Genomic DNA, 22,169 nt, shown 5'->3' with positions numbered 1-22,169 from the left:
CGCCTCCCCACGGAACAGAGGACCCCCATGAGATGGAGATCTCTCGGCCGACGGTCGCTGCCCGGCGCCGCCGTAGCCGGGCTGATGACGGTCGGGCTGCTGCCGCTGCCCCTGGCCGCCACCGCGCAGGCCGCCCCGGCGAAGGCCGCCGCCGACGTCAACCTGGCCCTCGGCCGCCCGGCCAAGGCGGGCGGCTCGCACGGCGCCTACCCGGCGGGGAACGCCACCGACGGCACTCAGGCGACCTACTGGGAGGGACCGGCCGGTTCCTTCCCCCAGTGGCTCCAGGTCGACCTCGGCACCGCCCGCGACGTTGACCGGGTGGTCCTCAAACTGCCCGCCGGCTGGGAGAGCCGCAGGCAGAGCCTCTCCGTGCGCGGCAGCACCGACGGCTCCACCTTCCGCACCCTCGCCGCGGCGGACGCCCGCGCGTTCAGCCCCGACCGCGCCAACACCGTCGCCGTCGACCTCGGCTCCTCCGCCGACGCCCGCTACATCCGCGTCGACATCACCGGCAACACCGGCTGGAACGCCGCGCAACTGTCCGAACTCGAGGTCTACGGCGACGAGACCGACCCCGGCCCGCCGCCCACCGGCACCAACCTCGCCCGCAACAAGCCGGTCGAGGCCACCTCGTCGACCCAGTCCTACGTCGCCGCCAACGCCACCGACGACTCCACCTCGACGTACTGGGAAGCCGCGGGACACCCCGCCGACCTCACCGTCAAGCTCGGGGCCGACGCGGACGTCAGCGGCGTGGTGGTCAAGCTCAACCCCGACCCGGTGTGGGCCGCGCGGACCCAGAGCATCCAGGTCTTCGGCCGCGCCGAGGGCGCGAGCGGGTTCACCTCGCTGCGCGACCGCGCCGACTACGCCTTCAGCCCCGGCCAGGCCAACACCGTGAGCATCCCGGTCAGCGGCCGGATGGCCGACGTGCGGCTCAGGTTCTTCTCCAACACCGGCGCGCCCGGCGGCCAGGTCGCCGAGTTCCAGGTCCTCGGCACCGCCGCACCCGCGCCCGACCTCACGGTCACCGGCCTCGACTGGTCACCCGCCGCGCCCTCCGAGCGCGACGAGGTCACCGTGAACGCCACGGTCCGCAACGCCGGCACCGCGCGCTCGGCCGCGACCACCACCGAGGTCACCGTGGAGGGCGCCGCCGCGGGCAGCGCCTCCGTCCCCGCGCTCGACCCCGGCCAGTCCGCCGAGGTCGCCATCGCCACCGGCACCCACGCGGCGGGCAGCTACGCGGTCGCCGCGGTCGCCGACCCCCGCGACACCGTCGCCGAACTCGACGACACCAACAACAGCCGCACCGCCACCGACCGGCTGGTCGTCGGCCGGGCGCCCGGCCCCGACCTCGAGGTGCGGTCCATCACCACGAACCCGGCCAACCCGGCCGTGGGCGCCGACGTCTCCTTCACCGTCGCCGTGCACAACCGCGGCACCAGCGCCGCCGCGGCCGGTTCGGTGACCCGGATCCAGGCCGGCTCCACCACGCTGAACGGCACCACCGGTCAGGTGGCCGCCGGAGCCACGGTGAACGTGCCCGTCAGCGGCACCTGGAAGGCGACCGGCGGCGGTGTCACGCTCACCGCGTCCGCCGACGCCACCGACGTCGTCGACGAGACCAACGAGAACAACAACGTGCTCGCCAAGTCCCTCGTCGTCGGACGCGGCGCCGCCGTGCCGTACACCGAGTACGAGGCGGAGGACGGCCGGTACGACGGCACGCTGCTCACCTCCGACGCCAAGCGGACCTTCGGACACACCAACTTCGGCACCGAGTCCTCGGGCCGCGAGTCCGTCCGGCTCGACTCCGCCGGCGACCACGTCGAGTTCACCTCCACCACACCCACCAACTCCATCGTGGTGCGCAACTCCATCCCCGACGCCCCGGGCGGCGGGGGAGCGCAGGCCACCATCAGCCTCTACGCCGACGGCCAGTTCGTGCAGAAGCTCAGCCTGTCCTCCAAGCACAGCTGGCTGTACGGCAGCACCGACGACCCCGAAGGACTCACCAACCGGCCCGGCGGCGACGCGCGACGCCTGTTCGACGAGTCCCACGCCCTGCTGAACAAGACCTTCCCGCAGGGCACCGAGTTCCGCCTCCAGCGCGACGCGGGCGACACGGCCGCCTTCTACGTCATCGACCTGATCGACCTGGAGCAGGTCGCGCCCCCGGCGGCCAAGCCGGCGAACTGCACCTCCATCACCCAGTACGGAGCCGTCCCCGGCGACGGCCTCGACGACACCGACGCCATCCAGCGCGCCGTCACCGCCGACCAGAACGGCCAGATCGAGTGCGTCTGGATCCCGGCCGGACAGTGGCGCCAGGAGCAGAAGATCCTCACCGACGACCCGCAGAACCGCGGCCAGTTCAACCAGGTCGGCATCCGCGACGTCACCATCCGAGGCGCCGGGATGTGGCACTCCCAGCTCTACACGCTGACCCCGCCGCACGAGGCCGGCGGCATCAACCACCCGCACGAGGGCAACTTCGGCTTCGACATCGACGACAACACCAAGATCTCGGACATCGCCATCTTCGGCTCGGGCACCATCCGCGGCGGCGACGGCAACCACGAGGGCGGCGTCGGACTCAACGGCCGCTTCGGCAAGGACACCAAGATCACCAACGTGTGGATCGAGCACGCCAACGTCGGCGTCTGGGCCGGCCGCGACTACTCGAACATCCCCGAGCTGTGGGGCCCCGGCGACGGCCTGGAGTTCACCGGTGTGCGCATCCGCAACACCTACGCCGACGGCATCAACTTCGCCAACGGCACCCGCAACTCCACCGTCTACAACTCGTCCTTCCGCAACACCGGCGACGACTCGCTCGCCGTGTGGGCCAGCAAGTACGTGAAGGACACCTCCGTGGACGTCGGCCACGACAACCACTTCCGCAACAACACCATCCAGCTGCCCTGGCGGGCCAACGGCATCGCGGTGTACGGCGGTTACGGCAACACCATCGAGAACAACGTCATCTCCGACACCATGAACTACCCCGGCATCATGCTCGCCACCGACCACGACCCGCTGCCCTTCTCCGGCCAGACCCTCATCGCGGGCAACGCCCTGCACCGCACGGGCGGCGCCTTCTGGAACGAGGACCAGGAGTTCGGCGCCATCACCCTGTTCGCGCAGGGCCAGGACATCCCGGGCGTGACCATCCGGGACACCGAGATCCTCGACTCGACCTACGACGGCATCCAGTTCAAGACGGGAGGCGGTGCGATGCCGGACGTGAAGATCACCAACGTCCGCATCGACAAGTCCAACAACGGTTCCGGCATCCTCGCGATGGGCGGCGCCCGCGGCAGCGCGACCCTCACCGACGTCACCATCACCAACTCGGCGGAGGAGGACGTACAGATCGAGCCGGGCTCCCAGTTCAAGATCAACAGGTAGGCACGGCCCGACGGTACCCGCCCGGCGACGCGGAGCACCACCGCGTCGCCGGGCTCCGTGCCGTCACTGGCCCGGCGCGCCGTCCCGTACGGGCGTGACCCGCGCGCGCAGCCGGTCCGGCGACCGTTCGACGGGGTCGCGGGCGTCGTCCTCCAGCCGTTCGGCGTTCAGCTCCTCGACCGCGCCCAGCGCGTCGCCGATCGTCGCGTAGTCCACGGCGATGAAGTTCACGGGCCTGCCGCGCTGCCGCTCGCAGTTGTGCGCCCGCTCCAGCACCCGCTCCCGGGAGTTGACGGTCCCGGCGTCCAGCCGCAGCCCGCCGCCCGCCGTGACGAAGTGGTTGAGCAGGAACAGCCGCTTGTCCGAGCCGCCCCGGTTCGGCACGCAGGACATCTCGTCCGGGCTGCGGAAGGCGAAGGGCGTCTCCATGCCGTACCGGTAGAGGTTCCGGTACCAGGGCGCGGGGCCGTCCGCCTTCTCCGCGAACACGACCAGCCGCCGGCCGCTGTCGATCATGTCCTTGAGCTTCGGCCAGGGGCGGTCCGGGTCCGGGTCCGGCTGGTACAGCAGATCTGCGAGGCCGGCCTGGAGGAAGGCGTTCTGGGTCGTCACCGGGTCCACGCCGTCCTGGAGGATCAGGGTGACCACCTCGGTGGGGTTGTCGCGCAGCCAGTCACCGATCTGGCGGAGCGTGGGCACCAGTTCCAGCGCCCCGGCGCCGCACACCGAGTGGCACAGCCACAGACCCGGGTGCGGTGGGTTCACCCGCTCCAGGATCCCGGTCAGCCGCCGGCGCAGGTCGGGGGAGAAGTCCGAGGTGCTCAGCCGGTCCGCGACCTCCTCGGGTCGTTCCCACTGGTGGGTGTCGAGGAGCAGGACGCGCACCCCGGCGCCCAGCTGACCGACGATGTCCGGGTCCTGCAGCGGGCCGATGAACCGGTCCGCCGTCGTGGCCATCGCGTTGTGCGAGGCGAGCTGGGCGATCTCGTCGTAGCGGGCGTCGCACAGCTCGGCGCTGCCCTGGCAGATGCGCGGCGAGGAGCCGGTGATCGCCACCGGCGCCACCATCGTCCCGACGAGCGCGCAGGCGGTGACGGCGAAGGTCAGCGTCGGACCGTGCCGCGGATCGGTGAGGACCGGCACGCTGGGCCGGGTCTCCCAGACCCAGCCCACGAGGATCAGCAGGGCGCCGGCGGCGAGCAGGATCACGGCGACGACGACGGCGGTGGTCAGGAGCCGGTCGAGCGCGGTGGCCTGGACGTCGGCGAGCAGACCCGAGGCCGCCGGGGGCCACGAGGGCGGCGGGCCGAACAGCGCGTCGCCCAGGGTGAGTCGCAGCCCCAGCACCGTCAGCGCCAGCAGCGCCGCGGCGGCCGCGGGCGCCCAGCCCAGCGGCATCAGCCGGCGCCTGGCGGGCGAGGGCGTGGAGAGCCACAGCAGGGTGAGCGCGGCGGCGCCGAGCACGGCCGCCGCCGGTTCCACCACCTCCTGGAAGAGCCGGGTCACCGACCGGACGCGGTCCACCGGAGCCAGCGCCTCGGCGGTGGGGTCGATGTCGACGGAGACGACCCAGGTGCCCTGCCTCGCCTCCCTCAGCAGTTCGGCGGCGGCGGCCCGGACCTGGTCCGTCAGGACGACCGGCGCGATCGCGGCCAGCGCCGAGGCGAGGTCCCCGCGGTCCAGGGCCGTCTGCACGCTGGGCCTCAGGTCCGCGCGCGCGGCGCTCGGCAGCAGGGGCATCAGCGCGTCCGTGGCCGCGACCGCCTGGCTGTGCGAGAGCGGCAGCGACGGCAGTTCCTCCAGCGGTGCCTCACCGGCCACCACCCGCGCCACCAGTTCGGACATGCGCTGCACGAAGGCCTGGAAGTCGGGTTCCGACCGCTCCTGGAGAGCGGCGACGGCATCACCGAAGTAGGCCTGGCTGAGCCGTTCGACGTTCGCGACCACGGGCTCCAGGTCGACCGTGATCCGCAGCCGGTCGCGGTCGCCCTCCAGGTAGTGGACCACCTCGGCGATCTGACGGTCCCCCATGGTCCGCAGGGTCTCCGGCGGGATCACGACCTTGAGGTTCGAGGTGATGGTCGACTGCGGCACCGGCAGCCGGTCCAGCAGCTCGCTGGTGAACGGCGTACTGCCCGGGTCCACCAGTACCTCGTCGTAGAACCGCTGGTAGGCCCGTTCGTCCTCCAGCACCTGGCCGTAGAACCCGGGGTCGAGCACCGTGCTGCGGATGACGGCCGCCGCGGCCAGGACGGTCAGGCTCAGCACCGCCACGCACCAGGTCAGGACCCCGACCCAGGGGGAGCGCCGAACCAGTGCGTCCATGGAGCCATTCTCGTTTCAGCCGGCCGTCGTGCCACGCGGGGCGTCCGGGCGGGAACGCCATCACACGCATGCCCGGGCCGCGGCCGGCTGATACCCGACGGGGCGGCGGGAACCGTGTCCCACCGCCCCTCGCGCGCGTACTCCGGATCAGACCGCCGGTGCCGGGTACGTCGGGTACTCCACCCCGGAGACGTGCTGCACGACGCGGACGACCTGGCAGGAGTAGCCGAACTCGTTGTCGTACCAGAGGTAGAGGATCGCGTTGTCGCCCTCGACCTTCAGCGCGCCGGCGTCGACGATCGAGGCGTGGCGCGAGCCGATGAAGTCGCTGGAGACCGCGTCGGGCGCGCTGATGAAGTCGATCTGGCGCTTGAGCGGCGAGGTCAGCGACACCTCGCGCAGGTGGTCGAGCACCTCCTCGCGGGTGGTCTCGCGGGCGAGCTGGAGGTTCAGGATCGCGATCGACACGTCCGGCACGGGCACGCGGACCGAGCTGCCGGTGATCCGCGCCTTGAGGTCCGGGAGCGCCTTGGCGACGGCGGAGGCGGCACCCGTCTCCGTGATGACCATGTTCAGCGGCGCGCTCCGGCCGCGGCGGTCCGACTTGTGGTAGTTGTCCAGCAGATTCTGGTCGTTGGTGAACGAGTGGACGGTCTCCACGTGACCGCGCTGCACACCGTACTCGTCGGCCATCGCCTTCAGCGGCGGCACGATCGCGTTGGTGGTGCAGGACGCGCAGGACAGGATCCGCTCGTCCGGCTTGATGGTGTCGTGGTTGACGCCGTGCACGATGTTGGGGACGTCGCCCTTGCCCGGAGCGGTCAGGACGACCTTGTCGATGCCGGGACGCAGGTGCTTCGACAGGCCCTCGCGGTCACGCCACTTGCCCGTGTTGTCGATGAGGATGGCGTTCTTGATGCCGTACGCCGTGTAGTCGACCTGCGAGGGGTCGTCGGCGTGGATCACCTTGATCGCGTTGCCGTTGGCGAGGATCGTGCTGCTCTCCTCGTCGACGGTGATGGTGCCCTGGAACTGCCCGTGCACGGAGTCGCGGCGCAGCAGCGAGGCCCGCTTGACCATGTCTTCGGCGGCACGACCGCCACCCCCGCGGACGACGATGGCGCGCAGCCGCAGGCCGTTGCCCGAGCCGGCCTTCTCGATCAGCAGGCGGGCGACGAGCCGGCCGATGCGGCCGAAGCCGTACAGGACGACGTCGCGCGGCTCGCGGCGGTCGATCTTGTTGGCGCCGGTGGCCCCGGCGACGGCGTCGGCGGTGAACTCCTCGACGGTGAGTCCGCGGTCGTCGCCCCTGTAGGTGGCGGCGAGCATGCCGATGTCGATCTGCGAGGGACCGAGGTCGAGCGTGGTGAGTGCCCGGAGGAAGGGCATCGTCTCGGTGACCGACAGTTCCGCGCCGGCGATCTGGCGGGCGAAGCGGTGGGTCTTGAGGATGCTGACCACCGACTTGTTCACCAGGGAACGGCTGTGCAGCAGGATAGTGACGTCCTGCTCCCGGTGCAGCTTCCCGATCATCGGGATCATCGATTCCGCGATCTCTTCGCGGTTCTTCCAGTTGGTGAACGAGTCGTCGTTGACAGTCACGTCTCTATCTTTCGAGCTAGGCGGCGCTCATATGCTAACCCCACCATCCCGTTGATCGATCAAGTGGGCCCCCATGCGATCAGATGAGTGCGCTTTCCGGGGGTGCTTGCCCGGGGGACGGGCGGGCGGAAGGGTGGGGCCCATGCACTCGACCCGCGTCTCCCGTCACGTGAACGCCCCGCGCTCCGCCGTGTACCGCGCGCTGCTCGACCCGGCGGCCGTCGCCGCCTGGCGGGTCCCGGACGGCATGACCGCCCGGGTGCACGCCTTCGAGGCCCGCGCGGGCGGCGCCTTCCGCGTGTCGCTCACCTACGAGGCGCCGACGGGCACCGGCAAGTCCGCCGCGCACACCGACACCTACCACGGGCACTTCGCCCGCCTCGTGCCCGACGAGCAGGTCGTGGAGGTGCTGGAGTTCGAGTCCGCCGACCCCGCGTTCCAGGGCCGGATGACCATGACGACGACGCTCACCGACGTGGGCGGCGGCACGGACGTGGTCGTCGCCCACGACGGTCTGCCCGACGCGGTGCCGGCCGCCGACAACGAGACGGGCACGCGGATGGCGCTGGCGAAGCTGGCCGCACTGGTGGAGGCGGCCGAGCGGAAGGAGTGAGTCCGGCATCCGCGGCGCTCATGATTGCGCCGCGGATGATCGGGTACGCGAGTCTGGACCGCGTCCGTGCCCATCGTCCGCGCGGGCCGTAGACCGCCGCTATCAGGGAATCTGCCATGGAGACACCCGCGAACGACCACCCCGTGACGCCCGCCCAGCGTGCCCTGGACACGCTGGCCGAGAACACCGAGGACACCGCGGCGCTCGACACGCTCGCGAGCAGCGACGTCCTCGTCCCCGTGCCCGACGACACGAACGACCAGGAGGCCGCCGACCCCGGCATGCTGGCGCTGCCGGTGCTGGAACAGCAGGGCGGCCGTCAGGTGGTGCCCGTGTTCACCTCGGAGCTGGAGATGGCCGACCTGCTGCCGTACGTCTCCCGCTACCGGATGGTGCCGCTGGGTGCCCTCGCCGCGCAGTGGCCCGCCGACGACCTGTCGCTGTCGATCGACGCCGGTTCGGAGCACCGGCTCACCCTGACGTCGGACGGCGTGCGCAGCCTGCTGGCCCGTCCCTGAGCCGAGTTGACCTCAACTTCGCTTGAGGTACGAGACTCGGCGCATGGAGATCACGAACAGCGACACCATTCTCTTCCGCAACACCATGCGCATCGCGGATGGCCGCCTCGACGACTTCCGGCGCGCCATCGCGCGAGCGGTGGCGTTCGCCCAGGAGCACGGGCCCCAGCTCATGGTGGAGGTCTTCGTCGACGAGGAGCGGATGCTGGCGCACAGTTTCCAGCTCTACCGCGACTCCGACGCCATCCGTACCCACTGGCGGTTGTCGGACCCGTACATCCGCGAGGTGATGGAGCACTGCACCGTGCAGCACTTCGAGGTGTTCGGCGAGCCGGACGACGACATCCTGGCGGCGCTCAAGACCCCCGGCGGCGCGTCCTTCCCCTTCGTCGTCCTGCCCCGCCTCGCCGGTTTCACCCGGCTCTAGTCAGGGGCGCGGCTCGTCGTCGTCGCCGAGCATGCGGGCGAGTGCGGCCCGCTGCAGCGGCAGTACCTCGCCGTGCAGGTCCCGGCCCCGGTGGGTCAGGGCGACGTACACACCGCGCCGGTCCTCCGCGCACATCGTGCGCTCGACCAGTCCGTCCTTCTCCAGCCGGGCGATGAGCCGGGACAGCGCGCTCTGGCTCAGGTGGACCCGGCCGACCAGGTTCTGCACCCGGCACTGGGCGCCCTCCTCGGGCCCCTCGGTCACGAGGAGGTCGAGCACCTCGAAGTCGCTCGCCCCCAGACCGTGCGGATGCAGCGCGCGGTCGATCTCGCACATCGTGCGCGCGTGCACGGCGAGGATGTCCCGCCACCGTTCCTCGAGCCGCAGACCGGCCGTCCTGACTGCCATACCTGCACGGTAGCACCGGAAAGCCCGTTTCTTGAGTGTGCAACTAGTGCGCGTGCAAGAAACAGCCGGGGTCAAGAAACAGCCCGGGGCTCCGGCGGGTCGGGTACCGGACAAGGAAGGGGACTCCCGGACAGCGGGACCCCGGCTGCGGGACAGTGGACGGACACGGACGGGCGGGCCCGACGGAGGGAGGGCGAGATGCCGAGGACCCCCGTGCACGGCACGCGTCTCGACATCCTGGAATGGCTCAAGGATCCGGTCGCGCACTTCCCGCCGCAGCGCCGTGTGGACGCGGCCGCGCACGGCGTCCCCTCCGGCCCGGTCGCCGCGAAGCTCGGTGTGCCCCGCCGGGTGGCCGAGACCCACCTGGCCCTGCTCACCCGCCTCGGCCTGCTGCGCACCCGCAGGATCCGCGGGCGGACGTACTACCGGCGCGACGAGGTGCGCATCGCTGAGGTGGCCCGGATGTTCGAGAAGGGCTGGTAGACGGGCTACCCTGACCCCGCCGTCGAGCGAGCGGGAGGCATACGACCATGACGCAGGGGTGGCGTGTCCAGGCACCCGTCGTCGCGGTCGTGGCCCTCGGCGGCGGCACCGGCGCCGCAGCCCGCTACGCCGCCGCCCTGTGGTGGCCGACGCGGAGCGGCGGTTTCCCCTGGACGACCTTCTGGGTCAACGTCGCCGGCTGTGCCGCCATGGGCGTGCTCATGGTGGCCGTCACCGAGGTGTGGGACGTCCACCGCCTGGTCCGGCCCTTCTTCGGCACCGGCGTGCTCGGCGGTTTCACCACCTTCTCCACCTACGCGGCCGACATCCGCGGGCTGCTCGCGGACGGCCACCCGGGCAGCGGTCTGGCCTGCCTCGCCGCCACCCCGCTCGCGGCACTCACCGCGGTGTGGCTCGCCTCGTGGGCGGCCCGCCGGACACTGAAGCGGAGGCGGAGCCCCCGATGAACTGGCTGCTGGTTGTCGTGGGCGGCATGGTCGGAGCACCCCTGCGCTACCTCACCGACCGCGCGGTGCAGTCCCGGCACGGCTCGGACTTTCCCTGGGGCACCTTCACCGTGAACGTCGTCGGCTCCCTGGTCCTGGGCCTGCTCACCGGTGCCACGCTGGCCGGAGCCGTGGGATCCGACCTGCGTCTGCTGCTCGGGACCGGACTGTGCGGCGCCCTCACGACGTACTCGACCTTCTCCTACGAGACGCTCCGCCTCACCGAGACGGGCTCCCGCCTCCCGGCCGCCGTGAACGTGCCGGCGAGCGTGGCGGCCGGCCTCGCGGCGGTGTTCGCGGGGGTGACACTCGCCGACGCGCTCCTGGCGTGACGGGGGGCGCTCGCCCGCGTGTAGTAGGAAGTGGGTCTCATGAGCGCCATCAGCATCGGTCAGGCCATCGTCCTCGGAGCCGTCGAGGGGGTGACCGAGTTCCTGCCCGTCTCCTCCACCGGCCACCTCAAGATCGCCGAGGGGCTGATGGGCATCCCCGTGGACGACCACTCCGTCATCGGCTTCTCGGCGGTCATCCAGGTCGGCGCGATCGCCGCCGTGCTCGTCTACTTCTACAAGGACATCGCGCGGATCCTCTCCGCGTGGGTGCGCGGGCTGCGGGACCGGGAGGAGCGGTACCACCACGACTACAAGTTCGCCTGGTGGGTCATCTGCGCGACGATCCCGATCGTCCTGGTGGGCCTGGCCGCCAAGCCGCTGATCAAGGGCCCGCTCGCCTCCCTGTGGGTGGTGGCCGGCTCACTGATCGTCGGCAGCGGGGTCATGTGGGTGGCGGACCGCACCGGGCGGCACAAGCGGGGCGAGGACGACACCTCGTTCAAGGACGCCATGCTGGTCGGCGGCTCGCAGATCCTGGCGCTCCTCTTCCCCGGCTTCTCCCGCTCCGGCGCCACCATGTCCACCGCCCTGATGCTCGACCTCGACCGGGTCGCCGCCACCCGGCTCTCCTTCTTCCTCGGCATCCCGGCCCTGACCGGCGCCGGTCTGTACGAACTGAAGGACGCCCTGGGCGCGGGAGCGGGTGCCGCGCCCCTGGTGGTCGGCACCCTCGTCTCCTTCGTCGTGGCCTACGCCTCCATCGCCTGGCTGCTGAAGTTCGTCACCAAGCACTCCTTCAACGCCTTCGTCGTCTACCGGATCGCGGTCGGCGTCCTGCTGTTCGGGCTGCTGGGCACGGGCGTGCTGCAGAGCTGACCGCCACCGCGCTCAGCGGGCGGCGCGCAGCGGTTCCCCGACGCTCCGCATGTGCCGCAGGGCTTCGCGGTGCGAGGCGAGCAGCCCCGTCTGGTGGTACGGGACGCCCAGCTCGGCGCAGTACGCCTCGGTGACGGCCTGGGCCCTGGCGAGCGCGGGGGTCGGCATGCTGGGGAAGAGGTGGTGCTCGATCTGGTAGTTGAGGCCGCCCATGAAGGCGTCGACGAAGACACCGCCGCGTACGTTGCGGGAGGTGAGGACCTGGCGGCGCAGGAAGTCGAGCCGCGTGCCCTCCTCGATCATTGGCATGCCCTTGTGGTTGGGCGCGAAGACCGAGCCCAGGTAGATCCCGAACAGGCCCTGGTGCACGGCGATGAAGGCGAGCGCCTTGCCGGGGGACAGCAGCGTGAACAGGCCGCCGAAGTACAGGACGAAGTGCGCGACGAGCAGCGACCCCTCCACCACCGGCCGCTTCATGGACGGGCCGCGCAGCGCCTTGAAGCTGTTGAAACTCAGGTTGAGACCTTCCAGCGTCAACAGCGGGAAGAACAGGGCCGCCTGGTGCTTCCCGACGAAGCGCGGCAGCCCCTTCGCCCTGCTCGCCTGACCCCGGGACCACACGAGGATGTCGGGGGAGACGTCCGGGTCCTTCTCCTCGTGGTTGGGATTGGCGTGGTGGCGGGTGTGCTTGTTCATCCACCAGCCGTAGCTCATGCCCAGCAGCAGGTTGGCCACCAGCAGTCCGCCGGCCTCGCTGGGGCGCCGGCGGGTGAAGACCTGCCGGTGGGCGAGGTCGTGGGCGGCCAGTCCGAGCTGGCCGAAGACGACGGCCAGCGCCGCCGCGACCACCAGCTGGCTCCAACTGTCCCCCAGGGTGACGAAGGCGGCGACGCCGCCCGCGAGCGCGAGGGCGACGGCACCGAAGCGCACCGTGTAGTACAGCGGGCGGCGCCGGAGCAGATCCGCGTCGGCTATGCGCCGGCAGAGTTCGGAGAAGTCGCTGCCCTTCTCGCGTCGCTGTTCCTGTCCGCGCGCGGGGGAGTTCTCGATGAGCACCGTTGGATTGGCCATGCGCTTCAGTATGTGAACGCGCGGTCGGCCGCAGAATGGCGTCCGCCCCCGAAAGAGGGGTGTGGCCAGCACCACCTCCGTCCCGGGGGTCCTCCTCCCGCCCTCGTCAACTCCCGTCGTCGCGCACGAGCTTGAGCCGCAGGGCCAGCGCCACGACGCCCGCGCCGAGTCCGGCGACGCCGAGGATGGCGCCGGTCTCCGGCCAGCCCGGCTCGTGCTCGGCGGCCCGTGCCGGTGTGACCGCCGCGGGCGCCGCCGCCTCGGGGCCCGGCCGGGGCCGGTCGTCCGGGGGCGTCAGCGAGCCCACCGGCTCGACCAGACCGGACGCCTCGAAGCCCCAGTCGAGCAGCGAGCGGGCCTCCTCGTACACGGCGTGGCCGCCGCCCTCCTGCGGGTTCATCACGGTGACCACCAGGGTGCGCCCGTCGCGGTGGGCCGCCGCGATCAGCGTGTTGCCGGCGTTGCTGGTGTAGCCGTTCTTGATGCCGATGAGCCCCGGGTACGGCTCCACGCCGTCCGCCCCGGTGAGCAGGCGGTTGGTGTTCATGATTCCGTACGCCTCCCCGTCCCGGCCGGGGAAGAGCGCGTCGATCTTGCCGCAGTACCGTGCGAAGTCCGGGTTGTGCAGCCCCGCCCGCCCGAAGACCGCCAGGTCGTACGCCGACGACACCTGACCCGGCGCGTCGTAGCCGTCGGGTGAGCGCACCTGGGTGTCGAGGGCGCCGAGCGAACGGGCCTCGGCCTGCATCCGGGCGGCCGTCGCGCTCCAGCCGCCGGTGAGCGAGGCGAGGACGTGCACCGCGTCGTTGCCGGAGTTGAGGAAGACCCCGTTCCACAGGTCGGAGACGCGGTACGTGTGGCCCTCGACGACACCGACCAGGCTGCTGCCCGGACCGATGCCGGACAGCTCGTCCGCGCTCACCTCGTGGCGGACGCCGCCCGGCAGGACCGGCAGCACGGTGAGGGCGAACAGCGTCTTGAGGGTGCTGGCCGGAGGCAGCGGACGGTGCGCGTCGTGGGCGGCCAGCACGTCGCCGCTCCCGGCGTCGGCGACCACCCAGGACAGCGCGGAGACATAGGGAACCTCGGGGGCCGCGGGGCCGGGCCGGACCTGCGTGCCGGAGCCGTAGAGTGCCGCGGGCCGGGCCATCGGGCCGGGCCCGCCCGGTGGCCCGGGGTCCGGCTGTCCCGTCCGGGCGGCCGCGGCGGCGGGCATGAGCGTCAGCAGGCCTGCCACGCAGAGCATGCAGGTGGATCGAGTCGCCCGGGATGAGAATCCGATAGTCATACCGCAAACGTAGGAACGGACGCCCGAACCGCCGCGCTGCCCGGGGCGAGTCGGGCGCGCATGCACCCGTATGCCGTAGGACCGGGTGTCCCGGCGGGGCCGGATCGCCCGGCGGGCCGGGCGGGGTCAGCCCGCCGGCAGGGTCGGCTGGACCTGCCGCAGGAACGCGGCGTTGTCCGGGGTCTGGCGCATCCGCTCCAGCAGCGTCTCCAGGCCGGACTGCCCGTCCCGGGACGCCAGCGCCCGCCGCAGCCCGCGCGCGGCGGTGGCCTCGGGGGCGGACAGCAGGAGCTCCTCGCGCCGGGTGCCCGAACCGGTCATGTCCACGGCCGGGAACACCCGGCGGGCGGCGAGTTCCCGGCTCAGCCGCAGCTCCATGTTGCCGGTGCTCTTCAGCTCCTCGAAGTAGAAGTCGTCGGCGCGCGAGCCGGTCTCCACCAGGGCGGTGGCGAGGATGGTGAGGGAGCCGCCCTCCTCCGCCTTGCGGGCCGCGCCGAAGAACCGCTTGGGGCCGAGCAGCGCCCCGGCGTCGACGCCGCCGCTGAGCGTACGGCCGCTGGAGGACGAGGCGTTGTTGTGCGCCCTGCACAGCCGGGTGAGGGAGTCGAGCAGGATGACGACGTCCTCACCGGCCTCGACGAGCCGCTTGGCGCGCTCGATGACGAGTTCGGCGAGCGCGATGTGCTGCTTGGCGCTCTGGTCGAAGGTCGAGGAGTACACCTCGCCCCGCACCGACCGGCGCATGTCGGTGACCTCCTCGGGCCGCTCGTCGAGCAGCACCACCATCAGCCGGGACTCGGGGTGGTTGCCGGCCACCGCGGCGGCGAACTGCTGGAGCAGGACGGTCTTGCCGGTCTTGGGCGGGGCCACGATCAGGCCCCGCTGGCCCTTGCCGACCGGTGCGAGCAGATCGGTGACGCGCCCGGTCAGACCGGCCGCGCGGTGTTCGAGCCGCAGCCGCTCGTGCGGGTGCAGCGGGGTCAGGTCGTGGAAGTGCCGGCGGCCGTCCCGGCCGTCGGGCGTACGGCCGTTGACGCGGACGACGTCGGTCAGGGTGCGCCGGTCGCCGCGCACGCCCTCGACCAGGTCGCCCTTGCGCAGGCCGTGCCGGCGGATCAGGGCGGGGGAGAGGACGAGGTCGTTCGGCTCGGGCTGGAGGCTCGCGCCCCGCAGGCGGCCCTTCCCGCCCGTCTCGAGGTCGAGGACGCCGCTCGCGATCTCGGCCGGGGACTGCTGTACAGGGGGGTGTTCGAGTGTGGTGGTCATGGTGGTCGGTCCTTTCGAGGACACCTGGGCATGGGACATGCGGAAGGAAGGGGGAAGCCGCGCGAGGGGTCGGACGACACGCCTCCGGACGGCGGAAACAGCACCTCGGTGACCGCGGGTACGGAGACCCTGCTCACGAGGTTGTGCTGAGAAGCGGACGCGCCGGCCGCATGGGCGGCGGGCGGGTCGGCGAACCGAAGGAAACTGGCACCGGCGCCCCAGTGGGGCGTACACAAGTGCTGACCGCACCGTACCACGGGACGTGGTGGGAGGGGCACGGGAATGGGACGCTGCTACGTCCCACACCCGTCAACGCCGCCGGTGCGGTCCCTATTCCGGCTTCCGCAATCAGGTCTTCCGCATGTGCCGGGCCGGACTCAGCCGGCCGTACCCGCCTGCGCCTCCTGCGCCTCCTGTGCGATCCGCTCGAACTGCGCGGCCATGGCCGCCTGGAGCGCCTGCGCGCCCGACAGCGGACGCACCATCACCGTCAGCTCGTCGATCCGGCCCGACTCGTCCAGGTGCAGGAAGTCGCAGCCGCCGATCTCCCGGTCGCCCACCCGTGCCGAGAAGACCAGCGCGTGGTCGCGGCCGCCCTCCTCGCCGATGACGCGCTCGTAGCGGAAGTCCTCGAAGACGCGCTCGACCGCGCGCAGGATCGCGGCCGTGATGGCCTTGCCCCGGTAGGGCTTGAACACGACGGGGCTGGTGAAGACCACGTCCTCGGCCAGCAGTGCCTCGACGGCGTCGATGTCGTGCGCCTCGACCGCCGAGCGGAATGCCTGCATCGCAGCTACCTCCTAGTAAAATAATTGAATAGGTGCGGAGTAGATTAGTCCGTGCTTGCTAGCGTGTCGATATGTCTCTCAAGTACGCCGTCCTGGCCGCTCTCCTGGAGGGGGAGGCCTCGGGCTACGAACTGTCCAAGGTGTTCGACGTGTCGCTCGCCAACTTCTGGCCCGCCACGCCGCAGCAGCTCTACCGGGAGCTGGAGCGCCTGGCGGGCGACGGGCTGATCGAGGCACGGACGGTGCAGCAGGAACGCAGGCCCACCAAACGGCTGTTCTCGCTCACCGAGGCCGGCCGGGAGCGGCTGGGAGCCTTCGCCGTCGAGCCGACCCGGCGCCCCACCGCCGTCCGCGACGAGTTCCTGATCAAGATGCAGGCGATGGACGGCGCCGACCCGGAGGCCGTCCGCGCCCTGGTCGAGGAGCGCAGGGCCTGGGCCCTGGGCAAGCTCGCCCGCTACGAGCGCGTACGTGAACGCCTCCTGGACGGGCGCACGGAGGAGCGGCACCTCCGGGAGGCCGACCGCGTCGGGCCCTACCTCACGCTGCTCGCCGGAATCACCTTCGAACGGGACAACGCCCGCTGGTGCGAGCGCGTCCTCACCGTGCTCGACGAGCGGCGGACGCCGGCCGGACCCGCCGGGCAGCCTCTAGGCTGAGCCGATGTTCAGCCCCGAAGGCCCCACCCTGCGCGAACTCGCCGTCCAGGCACTGTCGTCGGTCGAGCACGGCTACGACCTGCTCGCCCCGAAGTTCGACCACACCCCCTACCGGACGCCGGACCGGGTGCTCGACGCCGTGGCCTCGGCGCTGGCACCGATGGGACCGTTCGGCGCCGGGCTCGACCTGTGCTGCGGCACCGGCGCGAGCGTGGACGTACTGGCCCGGGTGTGCCGGGAGAGGGTGACGGGCGTCGACTTCAGCGCGGGCATGCTGGAGGTCGCGCGCGGCCGCCCCGTGCCCCCGGGCCCCGAGGTCTCCTGGGTGCGCGCGGACGCCCGTGCGCTGCCGTTCGGCGCCGAGTTCGACCTCGTGGTGAGCTTCGGCGCGTTCGGGCACTTCCTGCCCCGGGAGCTGCCGGGCCTGTTCGAGCAGGTGCGGTCCGTGCTCCGGCCGGGCGGCCGGTTCGCCTTCCCCGTGGTCGCGCCGCCCCGCCCCGGCTCCCCGGGGTACTGGACGCTGCTCGGCTTCGACGCCGCGATGCGGGTGCGCAACGCGCTGTGGCGGCCTCCGTTCGTCATGTACTACCGGACGTTCCGCCTCGGGGACGTCGGCCGGGAACTCGCGCGCGCGGGCTTCCGGGCGGAACTGCACGCCCTGCCCGAGTTCGGCCGGCGACCCGACGGCAGCCCGCGCGTGCGGCTGGTCACGGCCCGGCGTACGGCGTAGCGCGCGGGGGTTCAGCCTGCGGCCGGCAGCGTGAACTCGTAGACCAGGGCGTCCTGTCGGGCGTCCACCAGAAGCTCCGTTATCTCCAGCGGCCGGTCGTGCTGGTCGTGCACCCGGCGCACGACCCGGACCGAGGCCGCGTCCGTGAGAGGCGTGATGGTGTCCCGGTGATGCAGGGTCAGGCCCGCCCTCCGCATCCAGTCGTAGGCCCGCCGCAGTTGGGCCGAGGCCACGCCGTCGGCGCGGTCGCGGTAGCGGGCCAGCTCCTCGACCTCGGCGAGCGCGACGGCCGAGAAGGAGGTCACGGCCGTCCGCCGGCCGCTTCCGTCGGCGGTCGCCGACGCGTAACGGTGCACCAGCGTCGGCCGGCCCGGCACCAGCCCCAGCGCCGCCGCGTGCTCGGGCGGCGGCGCCTCCCAGGCGACGGTGGCGCGGTCGCCGGTGCGGGGCTCGGCCGGACGGGCGCCCACCGGGAAGGCGAGCGGCGCCGGTCTCCTGGCCGGCGGTCCGGGCAGGGCGGCGTGACTGCCCCGGCGGTCGGTGGTCAGCAGGCCGTCCCGGCGCAGCACGTCCAGGGCCTGCCGGACGGTCTCCCGGCTCACGCCGAAGTGTTCCGCCAGCCGGCGCTCGCCGGGCAGCCGTTCGCCCGGCGGCACGGTGCCGTCGTGCAGTTCGCCGAGCAGTCGTGCCGCCACCCGCCAGTACAGCGGCCGGTCGTCGGCGAGAGGGTCGTCGTGCGGGGTGGTGCGGTCCATGCCGCGCCTCCTGAGGGTCACGTACGGTAGCCGTGCGGGCTCGGTGCGCCACCAGGAGTACCATTGGTCTAAACCAGCAGGGAAGGCCGGTCCGCCGGTTCGGCCGAAACACCCCCCGCGCCTCCCGCCGCGTACGGCCTCCGCCGCGACCGCCGTGTCCGAAACTCCGCCGTCGGCAGCCGGGACCGCGGCGGGCTCAGGCGTACGAGCGCAGCCAGCGCACCTTGGCGGCCTGCTGGAACGGTCCGCCGCCCTCGTGGTCGTTGAAGTCGTACACCTCGATCGCCTTGTCCTCGTGCGCCCAGGCGTTGAAGGCGGCGAAGACGGTCGACGGCGGGCAGGTCTGGTCCTCCAGCGCCGCCGAGAACAGGGCCGGCGCCCGGCCCCGCGCCGCGAAGTGCACGCCGTCGAAGTAGGACAGCGTGCGCAGCGCGTCCTCGGTCCGGCCGCGGTGCGTCTTCAGGTACAGGCCGACCTCGCGGTAGGGGTGCCGGTCGGTGATCGTGGTCGCGCGCGGGAAGTCGCACAGGAACGGCACGTCCGGGGCGACCGCCACCAGGTCCGGCACCAGACCGCCCACCGCGAGCGAGATGCCGCCGCCCTGGCTCCCGCCGAGCACGACCGTGCGCCCCGGGTCGGTCAGCGGGTGGGAACGGGCCGCCTCCACGGCGCGCACGGCATCGGTGAAGACCCGGCGGTAGTAGTAGTTCTCGGGGGCGTCCAGGCCGCGGGTCAGGAAGCCCGGATACGCGGGCGCGCCGCCGACGGGATCCGACGTCCCGCCACCGCCGCCCCAGGCGCTGCCCTGCCCCCGGGTGTCCATCACGAAGTGCGCCCGGCCCGTGGACGCCCACAACAGGTGCTCGTGCGGCAGCCCGCGCCCGCCGCCGTACCCGACGAACTCCACGACCAGCGGCAACGGTTCCCCCGCCGCCGGCAGCGTCAGCCAGCCCTTCACCGGGTGACCGCCGAACCCGGCGAACGTCACGTCGTACACCCGCACCGTGGACAGGCCCGTGTCGACCGGCTCGAAGCGCGCGTCCAGGTCGTGCTCGCGGGCCTCCTGGAGCGTCTTGGTCCAGAACGCGTCGAAGTCCTCCGGCTCACGCGACGCGCTCCGGTACGACCGCAGTTCGTCGAGCGGAAGATCGAACAGGGCCATCGGGAACCGCCTTTGCGGGAGCACGTGCCGGACCGTACGGATGATCACACCGTACGTGAGGGGCCGGAAGGCGGGCCAGGTCGCGGGCGGGACGCCGTCAGGCGCGGCGGTGCGTCCACTGGGGTTCGGTGCGGGCCCAGTCGCGGTCCCACTCGTTCATGCGGCGCCTGAGGGCCACCCCGCGCACCGCGCGGTGCAGCAGGAGCACCGTGAGACCGGTACCGATGGCGGTGAAGGAGCCGACGGTGGCGCTGTGCTGCCAGATCTGGGAGCCGTCCGACGGCGGCGGCACGCTCCGCCCCCGCGAGTCCAGCCACACGTCGACCCGGTCACCGCGCCGGGCGTCGGCCGGGACCCGCGCCGTGGTGCTCCGCTCCGCGCCGTCCGGCGTGGTCCAGCGGACCGTCGTGCGGTACGAGTGCTGCCCGTCGAGCTGGGCGGACGGCAGGGTGCCGCCGGTGTCGCCGGCCACCTCGGCGCTCACGCGGTGCCGCTCCGCCCGCTGCTCCGCGACGATCGCCTTCGCCTGGCCGTAGCCCCACCAGGCGGTGGCGGCCCCCAGCAGTGGTGCGCCCACGAACAGCAGCAGGGCGACGAACAGCAGGGTCCAGGTCTCGACGACGTCCGACCGGCGGCGCAGCGGATTGTGCCGCCAGCGCCAGCCGCGCACCCGGGTTCGCATGTCGACCTCCCCGCGATCACCGCGACCGGAAGGCGGACGGACGGCCATGACGGGCGGGGAACCCCCGCGCCTCCGGGTCGCGCCAGTGTGCGAGTGCCCGTACTGGACTGGTACCCAGTCCGGCGGGCCTCGCCCACCCTCGCGGCGAAGTTCCGCCGCGGGTCAGCCGAAGCGCTCGATCCGGATGCGCTCCACCGGCTGGCCCCCGGCCACCAGCAGCCGTGACGCGTGCTCGGCGAACGCGTTCGACCCGCACACGTAGGCCTCCCAGCCCCCGGCGGGCGGCTCGGACAGCAGCGGGGCCAGGTGCGCGGCGGTCAGCCGGCCCACGGGCGTCCCGGCCGGGGCGCTCCGGGTGAAGACGGGGGTGGTCTCCGGGCCGAACTCGCCCGCGTAGATCAACTCCTCGGGGCCGCGCGCGGACACCAGCATCCGCAGCGGCACCGTCAGCCCCCGCGCCCGGTGGTGCCGGACCATGGACATCAGCGGGACCACACCGGAGCCCGCGCCCAGCAGCAGGGCGGGCCGGTCGCCCGGCCAGGCGAAGAAGCCGCTCAGCGGGCCGCGCACCTCGATCCGGTCGCCGGGCCGCGCCACCGTGTGGAACCAGCCGGACACCTCCCCGTCCGACACGTGGTCGAGGGTCAGCTCGATGTGCCCGGAGCCGTCCGGCGCGGACGCCAGCGAGTAGTGCCGCTGGGCCACGTACCCGTCCTCGGCGGTGAGCCGGACCATCAGGTGCTGGCCCGGCAGATGGCCCGCCCAGCCGGGCACGGCGAACCGGAAGGTGGACGCGCGGGGCGTCTCGCGGCGGATCTCCGTCAGCGTGGCCGTCTGCCAGACCCCGGCCACCAGGCCGTTCACCTCGATGCGTCCGGGCACGGCGAACCGCGTGGGGGGCGTGTGGGCCCCCGCCGTGTGTGTGGCCGTCTCAGTCACCGGAGTACCGCTGCTCCTCCCAGGGGTTGCCGCGCGCGTGGTAGCCGTTCTGCTCCCAGAAGCCCGGCCGGTCGTGGTCGAGCAGCTCCAGGCCCGCGAGCCACTTCACGCTCTTCCAGAAGTACAGGTGCGGCACCACCAGCCGCGCCGGGCCGCCGTGCTCGGGGGCGAGCGGGCGCCCCTCGTACTCCCAGGCGATCCAGGCCCGGCCGCCGGTCAGGTCCGCGAGCGGCAGGTTCGCGGTGTAGCCGGTGTGCGCGTAGGCGACGGCATGCGTGGCGGACGGCAGCGGACGGACCGCCTCCAGGAAGGCGTCCAGGGACACGCCCCCGAACCGCACGCCGAACTTCGACCAGCCGGTCACGCAGTGGATGTCGCCCTCGTACGCCGAGGCGGGCAACCGGCGCGCCTCGGCCAGGTCCCAGGTGCGCTCCTCGGCCACAAGACCGCCCACCCGGAAGGTCCAGTCGGCGGGGGCGAGGTCGGGCGTGACCTCGGCGGACAGCACGGGCCAGTCGTCGCCCGCGTCGTACTGGCCGGGCGGCAGCCCCGGCCGGGCGGCGCGCGGGCGCCCGGCGAAGCCTCGGGTGGTGTTCATGCGGTGGAGCCTTTCGGGCCGCTGCGGGAGGTGCTCGCGGCCTGCGTGATCAGTGCGTACGCCGTCAACGGTACGTGTCCGCCGGCGTTCCCCGGTCCGGGTCCCCGCCCCGCGGACCGCCCCGCCACGCGTTGTACCGCTCCAGATACGCGGCGAAGCGGATCAGGTCCTCGTCGGGCCAGTCGGCGAGCCGCTCCCGGAAGGCCGCCCGGCGGCTCTCGGTGACCTGCGCCAGGATGCGCCGCCCGGCCCGCGTCAGGTGCAGGACCTGCACGCGCTGGTCCTCGGGGTCCGGACGCCGCTCGATCAGCTCGGCCCGCTCCAGCGCGGACACCTGGCGGCTGACCGTGGACTTGTCGAGGGCGTAGTGGGCCGCCAGGTCGGTGGCCCGGCAGCCGTCCCGCTCCTCCAGGTGGCCGAGGAGTGTGTACGACACCAGCGACAGCTCCGGATGCATACGCCCCGCCGAGGCGCGGGCGCGGCGGGCGAAGGCCGTCATCTCGCGCTGGACGGTCTCCACGGCCGCGTCCGCCGCGGCACCGGGCATCTCGGCAGCCGTCACGGGTCCTCCCTCGCATCGCTGGTTGCAGAGTACAACTTGGGGTAGTGTGACCGTCGGCCGCGGATCGTCCCGGCCGCCGGACGCCTGGGAGGTGAGACCCATTACCGCTGTGTCGACCCGGGTGCTCTCACCTCACGGCAGCACGGTCACCGCCGACGG

23 protein-coding genes are annotated in these 22,169 nt (G+C 72.5%); 10 read left to right on the top strand and 13 right to left on the bottom strand.

The window, feature by feature from the left end; genetic code table 11:
• Nucleotides 1–27 precede the first annotated feature (27 nt).
• A complete protein-coding gene (locus ACFC1X_RS17520; protein ID WP_376354409.1) occupies nucleotides 28–3,417 on the top strand; it encodes a CARDB domain-containing protein in 3,390 nt (1,129 codons plus the stop codon).
• Nucleotides 3,418–3,480: 63 nt separating this feature from the next.
• Here ACFC1X_RS17520 and ACFC1X_RS17515 read toward each other — a convergent pair whose 3' ends face one another.
• Nucleotides 3,481–5,742 (bottom strand): hypothetical protein, encoded by a 2,262-nt coding sequence (locus tag ACFC1X_RS17515; RefSeq protein WP_376354406.1) that lies wholly within the window; start codon nucleotides 5,740–5,742, stop codon nucleotides 3,481–3,483.
• Between the two features lie 147 nt (nucleotides 5,743–5,889).
• Entirely contained in the window at nucleotides 5,890–7,344 is a 1,455-nt protein-coding gene (locus ACFC1X_RS17510; protein ID WP_376354403.1) for a glyceraldehyde-3-phosphate dehydrogenase, read from the bottom strand.
• Between the two features lie 142 nt (nucleotides 7,345–7,486).
• Between ACFC1X_RS17510 and ACFC1X_RS17505 the strand changes: the two genes are divergently transcribed.
• The 3 genes from ACFC1X_RS17505 to ACFC1X_RS17495 all read left to right on the top strand — a co-directional run bounded on the left by ACFC1X_RS17505 (nucleotide 7,487) and on the right by ACFC1X_RS17495 (nucleotide 8,902).
• Nucleotides 7,487–7,957 carry an SRPBCC family protein gene (locus tag ACFC1X_RS17505; RefSeq protein WP_376354400.1) on the top strand — a complete coding sequence of 157 codons (471 nt, stop codon included), beginning with the start codon at nucleotides 7,487–7,489 and terminating at the stop codon, nucleotides 7,955–7,957.
• Nucleotides 7,958–8,073: 116 nt separating this feature from the next.
• On the top strand, nucleotides 8,074–8,475 hold the full coding sequence (locus ACFC1X_RS17500; RefSeq protein ID WP_352153728.1) for an SseB family protein: 402 nt from the start codon (nucleotides 8,074–8,076) through the stop codon (nucleotides 8,473–8,475).
• 43 nt (nucleotides 8,476–8,518) lie between these two features.
• Nucleotides 8,519–8,902, top strand: a complete 384-nt coding sequence (locus tag ACFC1X_RS17495; protein WP_376354397.1) for a hypothetical protein — start codon at nucleotides 8,519–8,521, stop codon at nucleotides 8,900–8,902.
• Here the strand turns inward: ACFC1X_RS17495 and ACFC1X_RS17490 are convergent, their stop codons facing one another.
• Nucleotides 8,903–9,310: a MarR family winged helix-turn-helix transcriptional regulator gene (locus ACFC1X_RS17490; protein ID WP_376354394.1), complete on the bottom strand. Its 408-nt coding sequence runs from the start codon at nucleotides 9,308–9,310 to the stop codon at nucleotides 8,903–8,905. It lies immediately after the preceding gene.
• 198 nt (nucleotides 9,311–9,508) lie between these two features.
• Here ACFC1X_RS17490 and ACFC1X_RS17485 point away from each other — a divergent pair, with 198 nt between their 5' ends.
• The 4 genes from ACFC1X_RS17485 to ACFC1X_RS17470 are packed head-to-tail and all read left to right on the top strand — an operon-like array spanning nucleotide 9,509 to nucleotide 11,510.
• Complete coding sequence (locus tag ACFC1X_RS17485; RefSeq protein ID WP_376354392.1) at nucleotides 9,509–9,796, top strand: ArsR family transcriptional regulator; 288 nt, start codon at nucleotides 9,509–9,511, stop codon at nucleotides 9,794–9,796.
• 47 nt (nucleotides 9,797–9,843) lie between these two features.
• Complete coding sequence (locus tag ACFC1X_RS17480) at nucleotides 9,844–10,263, top strand: CrcB family protein (RefSeq protein ID WP_376354390.1); 420 nt, start codon at nucleotides 9,844–9,846, stop codon at nucleotides 10,261–10,263.
• A complete protein-coding gene (gene crcB, locus ACFC1X_RS17475) occupies nucleotides 10,260–10,634 on the top strand; it encodes a fluoride efflux transporter CrcB (RefSeq protein WP_376354387.1) in 375 nt (124 codons plus the stop codon). The genes ACFC1X_RS17480 and crcB overlap by 4 nt, the downstream gene beginning before the upstream one ends.
• 39 nt (nucleotides 10,635–10,673) lie before the next feature.
• Nucleotides 10,674–11,510 (top strand): undecaprenyl-diphosphate phosphatase, encoded by an 837-nt coding sequence (locus ACFC1X_RS17470; RefSeq protein ID WP_376354384.1) that lies wholly within the window; start codon nucleotides 10,674–10,676, stop codon nucleotides 11,508–11,510.
• A 12-nt stretch (nucleotides 11,511–11,522) separates the two neighbouring features.
• Here the strand turns inward: ACFC1X_RS17470 and ACFC1X_RS17465 are convergent, their stop codons facing one another.
• The 4 genes from ACFC1X_RS17465 to ACFC1X_RS17450 form a co-directional block, all read right to left on the bottom strand.
• On the bottom strand, nucleotides 11,523–12,581 hold the full coding sequence (locus ACFC1X_RS17465; protein WP_376354382.1) for a fatty acid desaturase family protein: 1,059 nt from the start codon (nucleotides 12,579–12,581) through the stop codon (nucleotides 11,523–11,525).
• A gap of 106 nt (nucleotides 12,582–12,687) precedes the next feature.
• Nucleotides 12,688–13,869: a D-alanyl-D-alanine carboxypeptidase family protein gene (locus tag ACFC1X_RS17460; protein ID WP_376354381.1), complete on the bottom strand. Its 1,182-nt coding sequence runs from the start codon at nucleotides 13,867–13,869 to the stop codon at nucleotides 12,688–12,690.
• Nucleotides 13,870–13,995: 126 nt separating this feature from the next.
• Nucleotides 13,996–15,135, bottom strand: a complete 1,140-nt coding sequence (gene rho / locus ACFC1X_RS17455; protein ID WP_376354379.1) for a transcription termination factor Rho — start codon at nucleotides 15,133–15,135, stop codon at nucleotides 13,996–13,998.
• Nucleotides 15,136–15,512: 377 nt separating this feature from the next.
• On the bottom strand, nucleotides 15,513–15,923 hold the full coding sequence (locus tag ACFC1X_RS17450; RefSeq protein WP_376354376.1) for a nuclear transport factor 2 family protein: 411 nt from the start codon (nucleotides 15,921–15,923) through the stop codon (nucleotides 15,513–15,515).
• A gap of 71 nt (nucleotides 15,924–15,994) precedes the next feature.
• Between ACFC1X_RS17450 and ACFC1X_RS17445 the strand changes: the two genes are divergently transcribed.
• Nucleotides 15,995–16,582, top strand: coding sequence for a PadR family transcriptional regulator (locus ACFC1X_RS17445; RefSeq protein ID WP_376354374.1), 588 nt, complete (start codon nucleotides 15,995–15,997; stop codon nucleotides 16,580–16,582).
• Nucleotides 16,583–16,586: 4 nt separating this feature from the next.
• Entirely contained in the window at nucleotides 16,587–17,312 is a 726-nt protein-coding gene (locus tag ACFC1X_RS17440) for a class I SAM-dependent methyltransferase (protein ID WP_376354371.1), read from the top strand.
• An 11-nt stretch (nucleotides 17,313–17,323) separates the two neighbouring features.
• Here ACFC1X_RS17440 and ACFC1X_RS17435 read toward each other — a convergent pair whose 3' ends face one another.
• The 6 genes from ACFC1X_RS17435 to ACFC1X_RS17410 all read right to left on the bottom strand — a co-directional run bounded on the left by ACFC1X_RS17435 (nucleotide 17,324) and on the right by ACFC1X_RS17410 (nucleotide 21,995).
• Complete coding sequence (locus ACFC1X_RS17435; RefSeq protein WP_376354368.1) at nucleotides 17,324–18,067, bottom strand: GntR family transcriptional regulator; 744 nt, start codon at nucleotides 18,065–18,067, stop codon at nucleotides 17,324–17,326.
• A 196-nt stretch (nucleotides 18,068–18,263) separates the two neighbouring features.
• Complete coding sequence (locus ACFC1X_RS17430; RefSeq protein ID WP_376354365.1) at nucleotides 18,264–19,229, bottom strand: acetylxylan esterase; 966 nt, start codon at nucleotides 19,227–19,229, stop codon at nucleotides 18,264–18,266.
• Nucleotides 19,230–19,326: 97 nt separating this feature from the next.
• Nucleotides 19,327–19,911 carry a hypothetical protein gene (locus ACFC1X_RS17425; protein ID WP_376354363.1) on the bottom strand — a complete coding sequence of 195 codons (585 nt, stop codon included), beginning with the start codon at nucleotides 19,909–19,911 and terminating at the stop codon, nucleotides 19,327–19,329.
• Nucleotides 19,912–20,073: 162 nt separating this feature from the next.
• Nucleotides 20,074–20,850: a ferredoxin reductase gene (locus ACFC1X_RS17420; RefSeq protein WP_376354360.1), complete on the bottom strand. Its 777-nt coding sequence runs from the start codon at nucleotides 20,848–20,850 to the stop codon at nucleotides 20,074–20,076.
• Complete coding sequence (locus tag ACFC1X_RS17415) at nucleotides 20,843–21,448, bottom strand: sulfite oxidase-like oxidoreductase (RefSeq protein ID WP_376354357.1); 606 nt, start codon at nucleotides 21,446–21,448, stop codon at nucleotides 20,843–20,845. Before ACFC1X_RS17415 ends, ACFC1X_RS17420 begins: the two co-directional genes overlap by 8 nt.
• Before the next feature lie 64 nt (nucleotides 21,449–21,512).
• Nucleotides 21,513–21,995, bottom strand: a complete 483-nt coding sequence (locus tag ACFC1X_RS17410) for a MarR family winged helix-turn-helix transcriptional regulator (RefSeq protein WP_376354545.1) — start codon at nucleotides 21,993–21,995, stop codon at nucleotides 21,513–21,515.
• Between the last annotated feature and the right edge of the window lie 174 nt (nucleotides 21,996–22,169).

The sequence above is a fragment of the Streptomyces sp. NPDC056128 genome (assembly GCF_042263835.1).
In the GTDB taxonomy this organism is placed as follows: Bacteria; Actinomycetota; Actinomycetes; order Streptomycetales; family Streptomycetaceae; genus Streptomyces.
The sequence above is the reverse complement of the archived record's forward strand: the minus strand, read 5'-3'. Positions and strand labels throughout refer to the sequence as shown.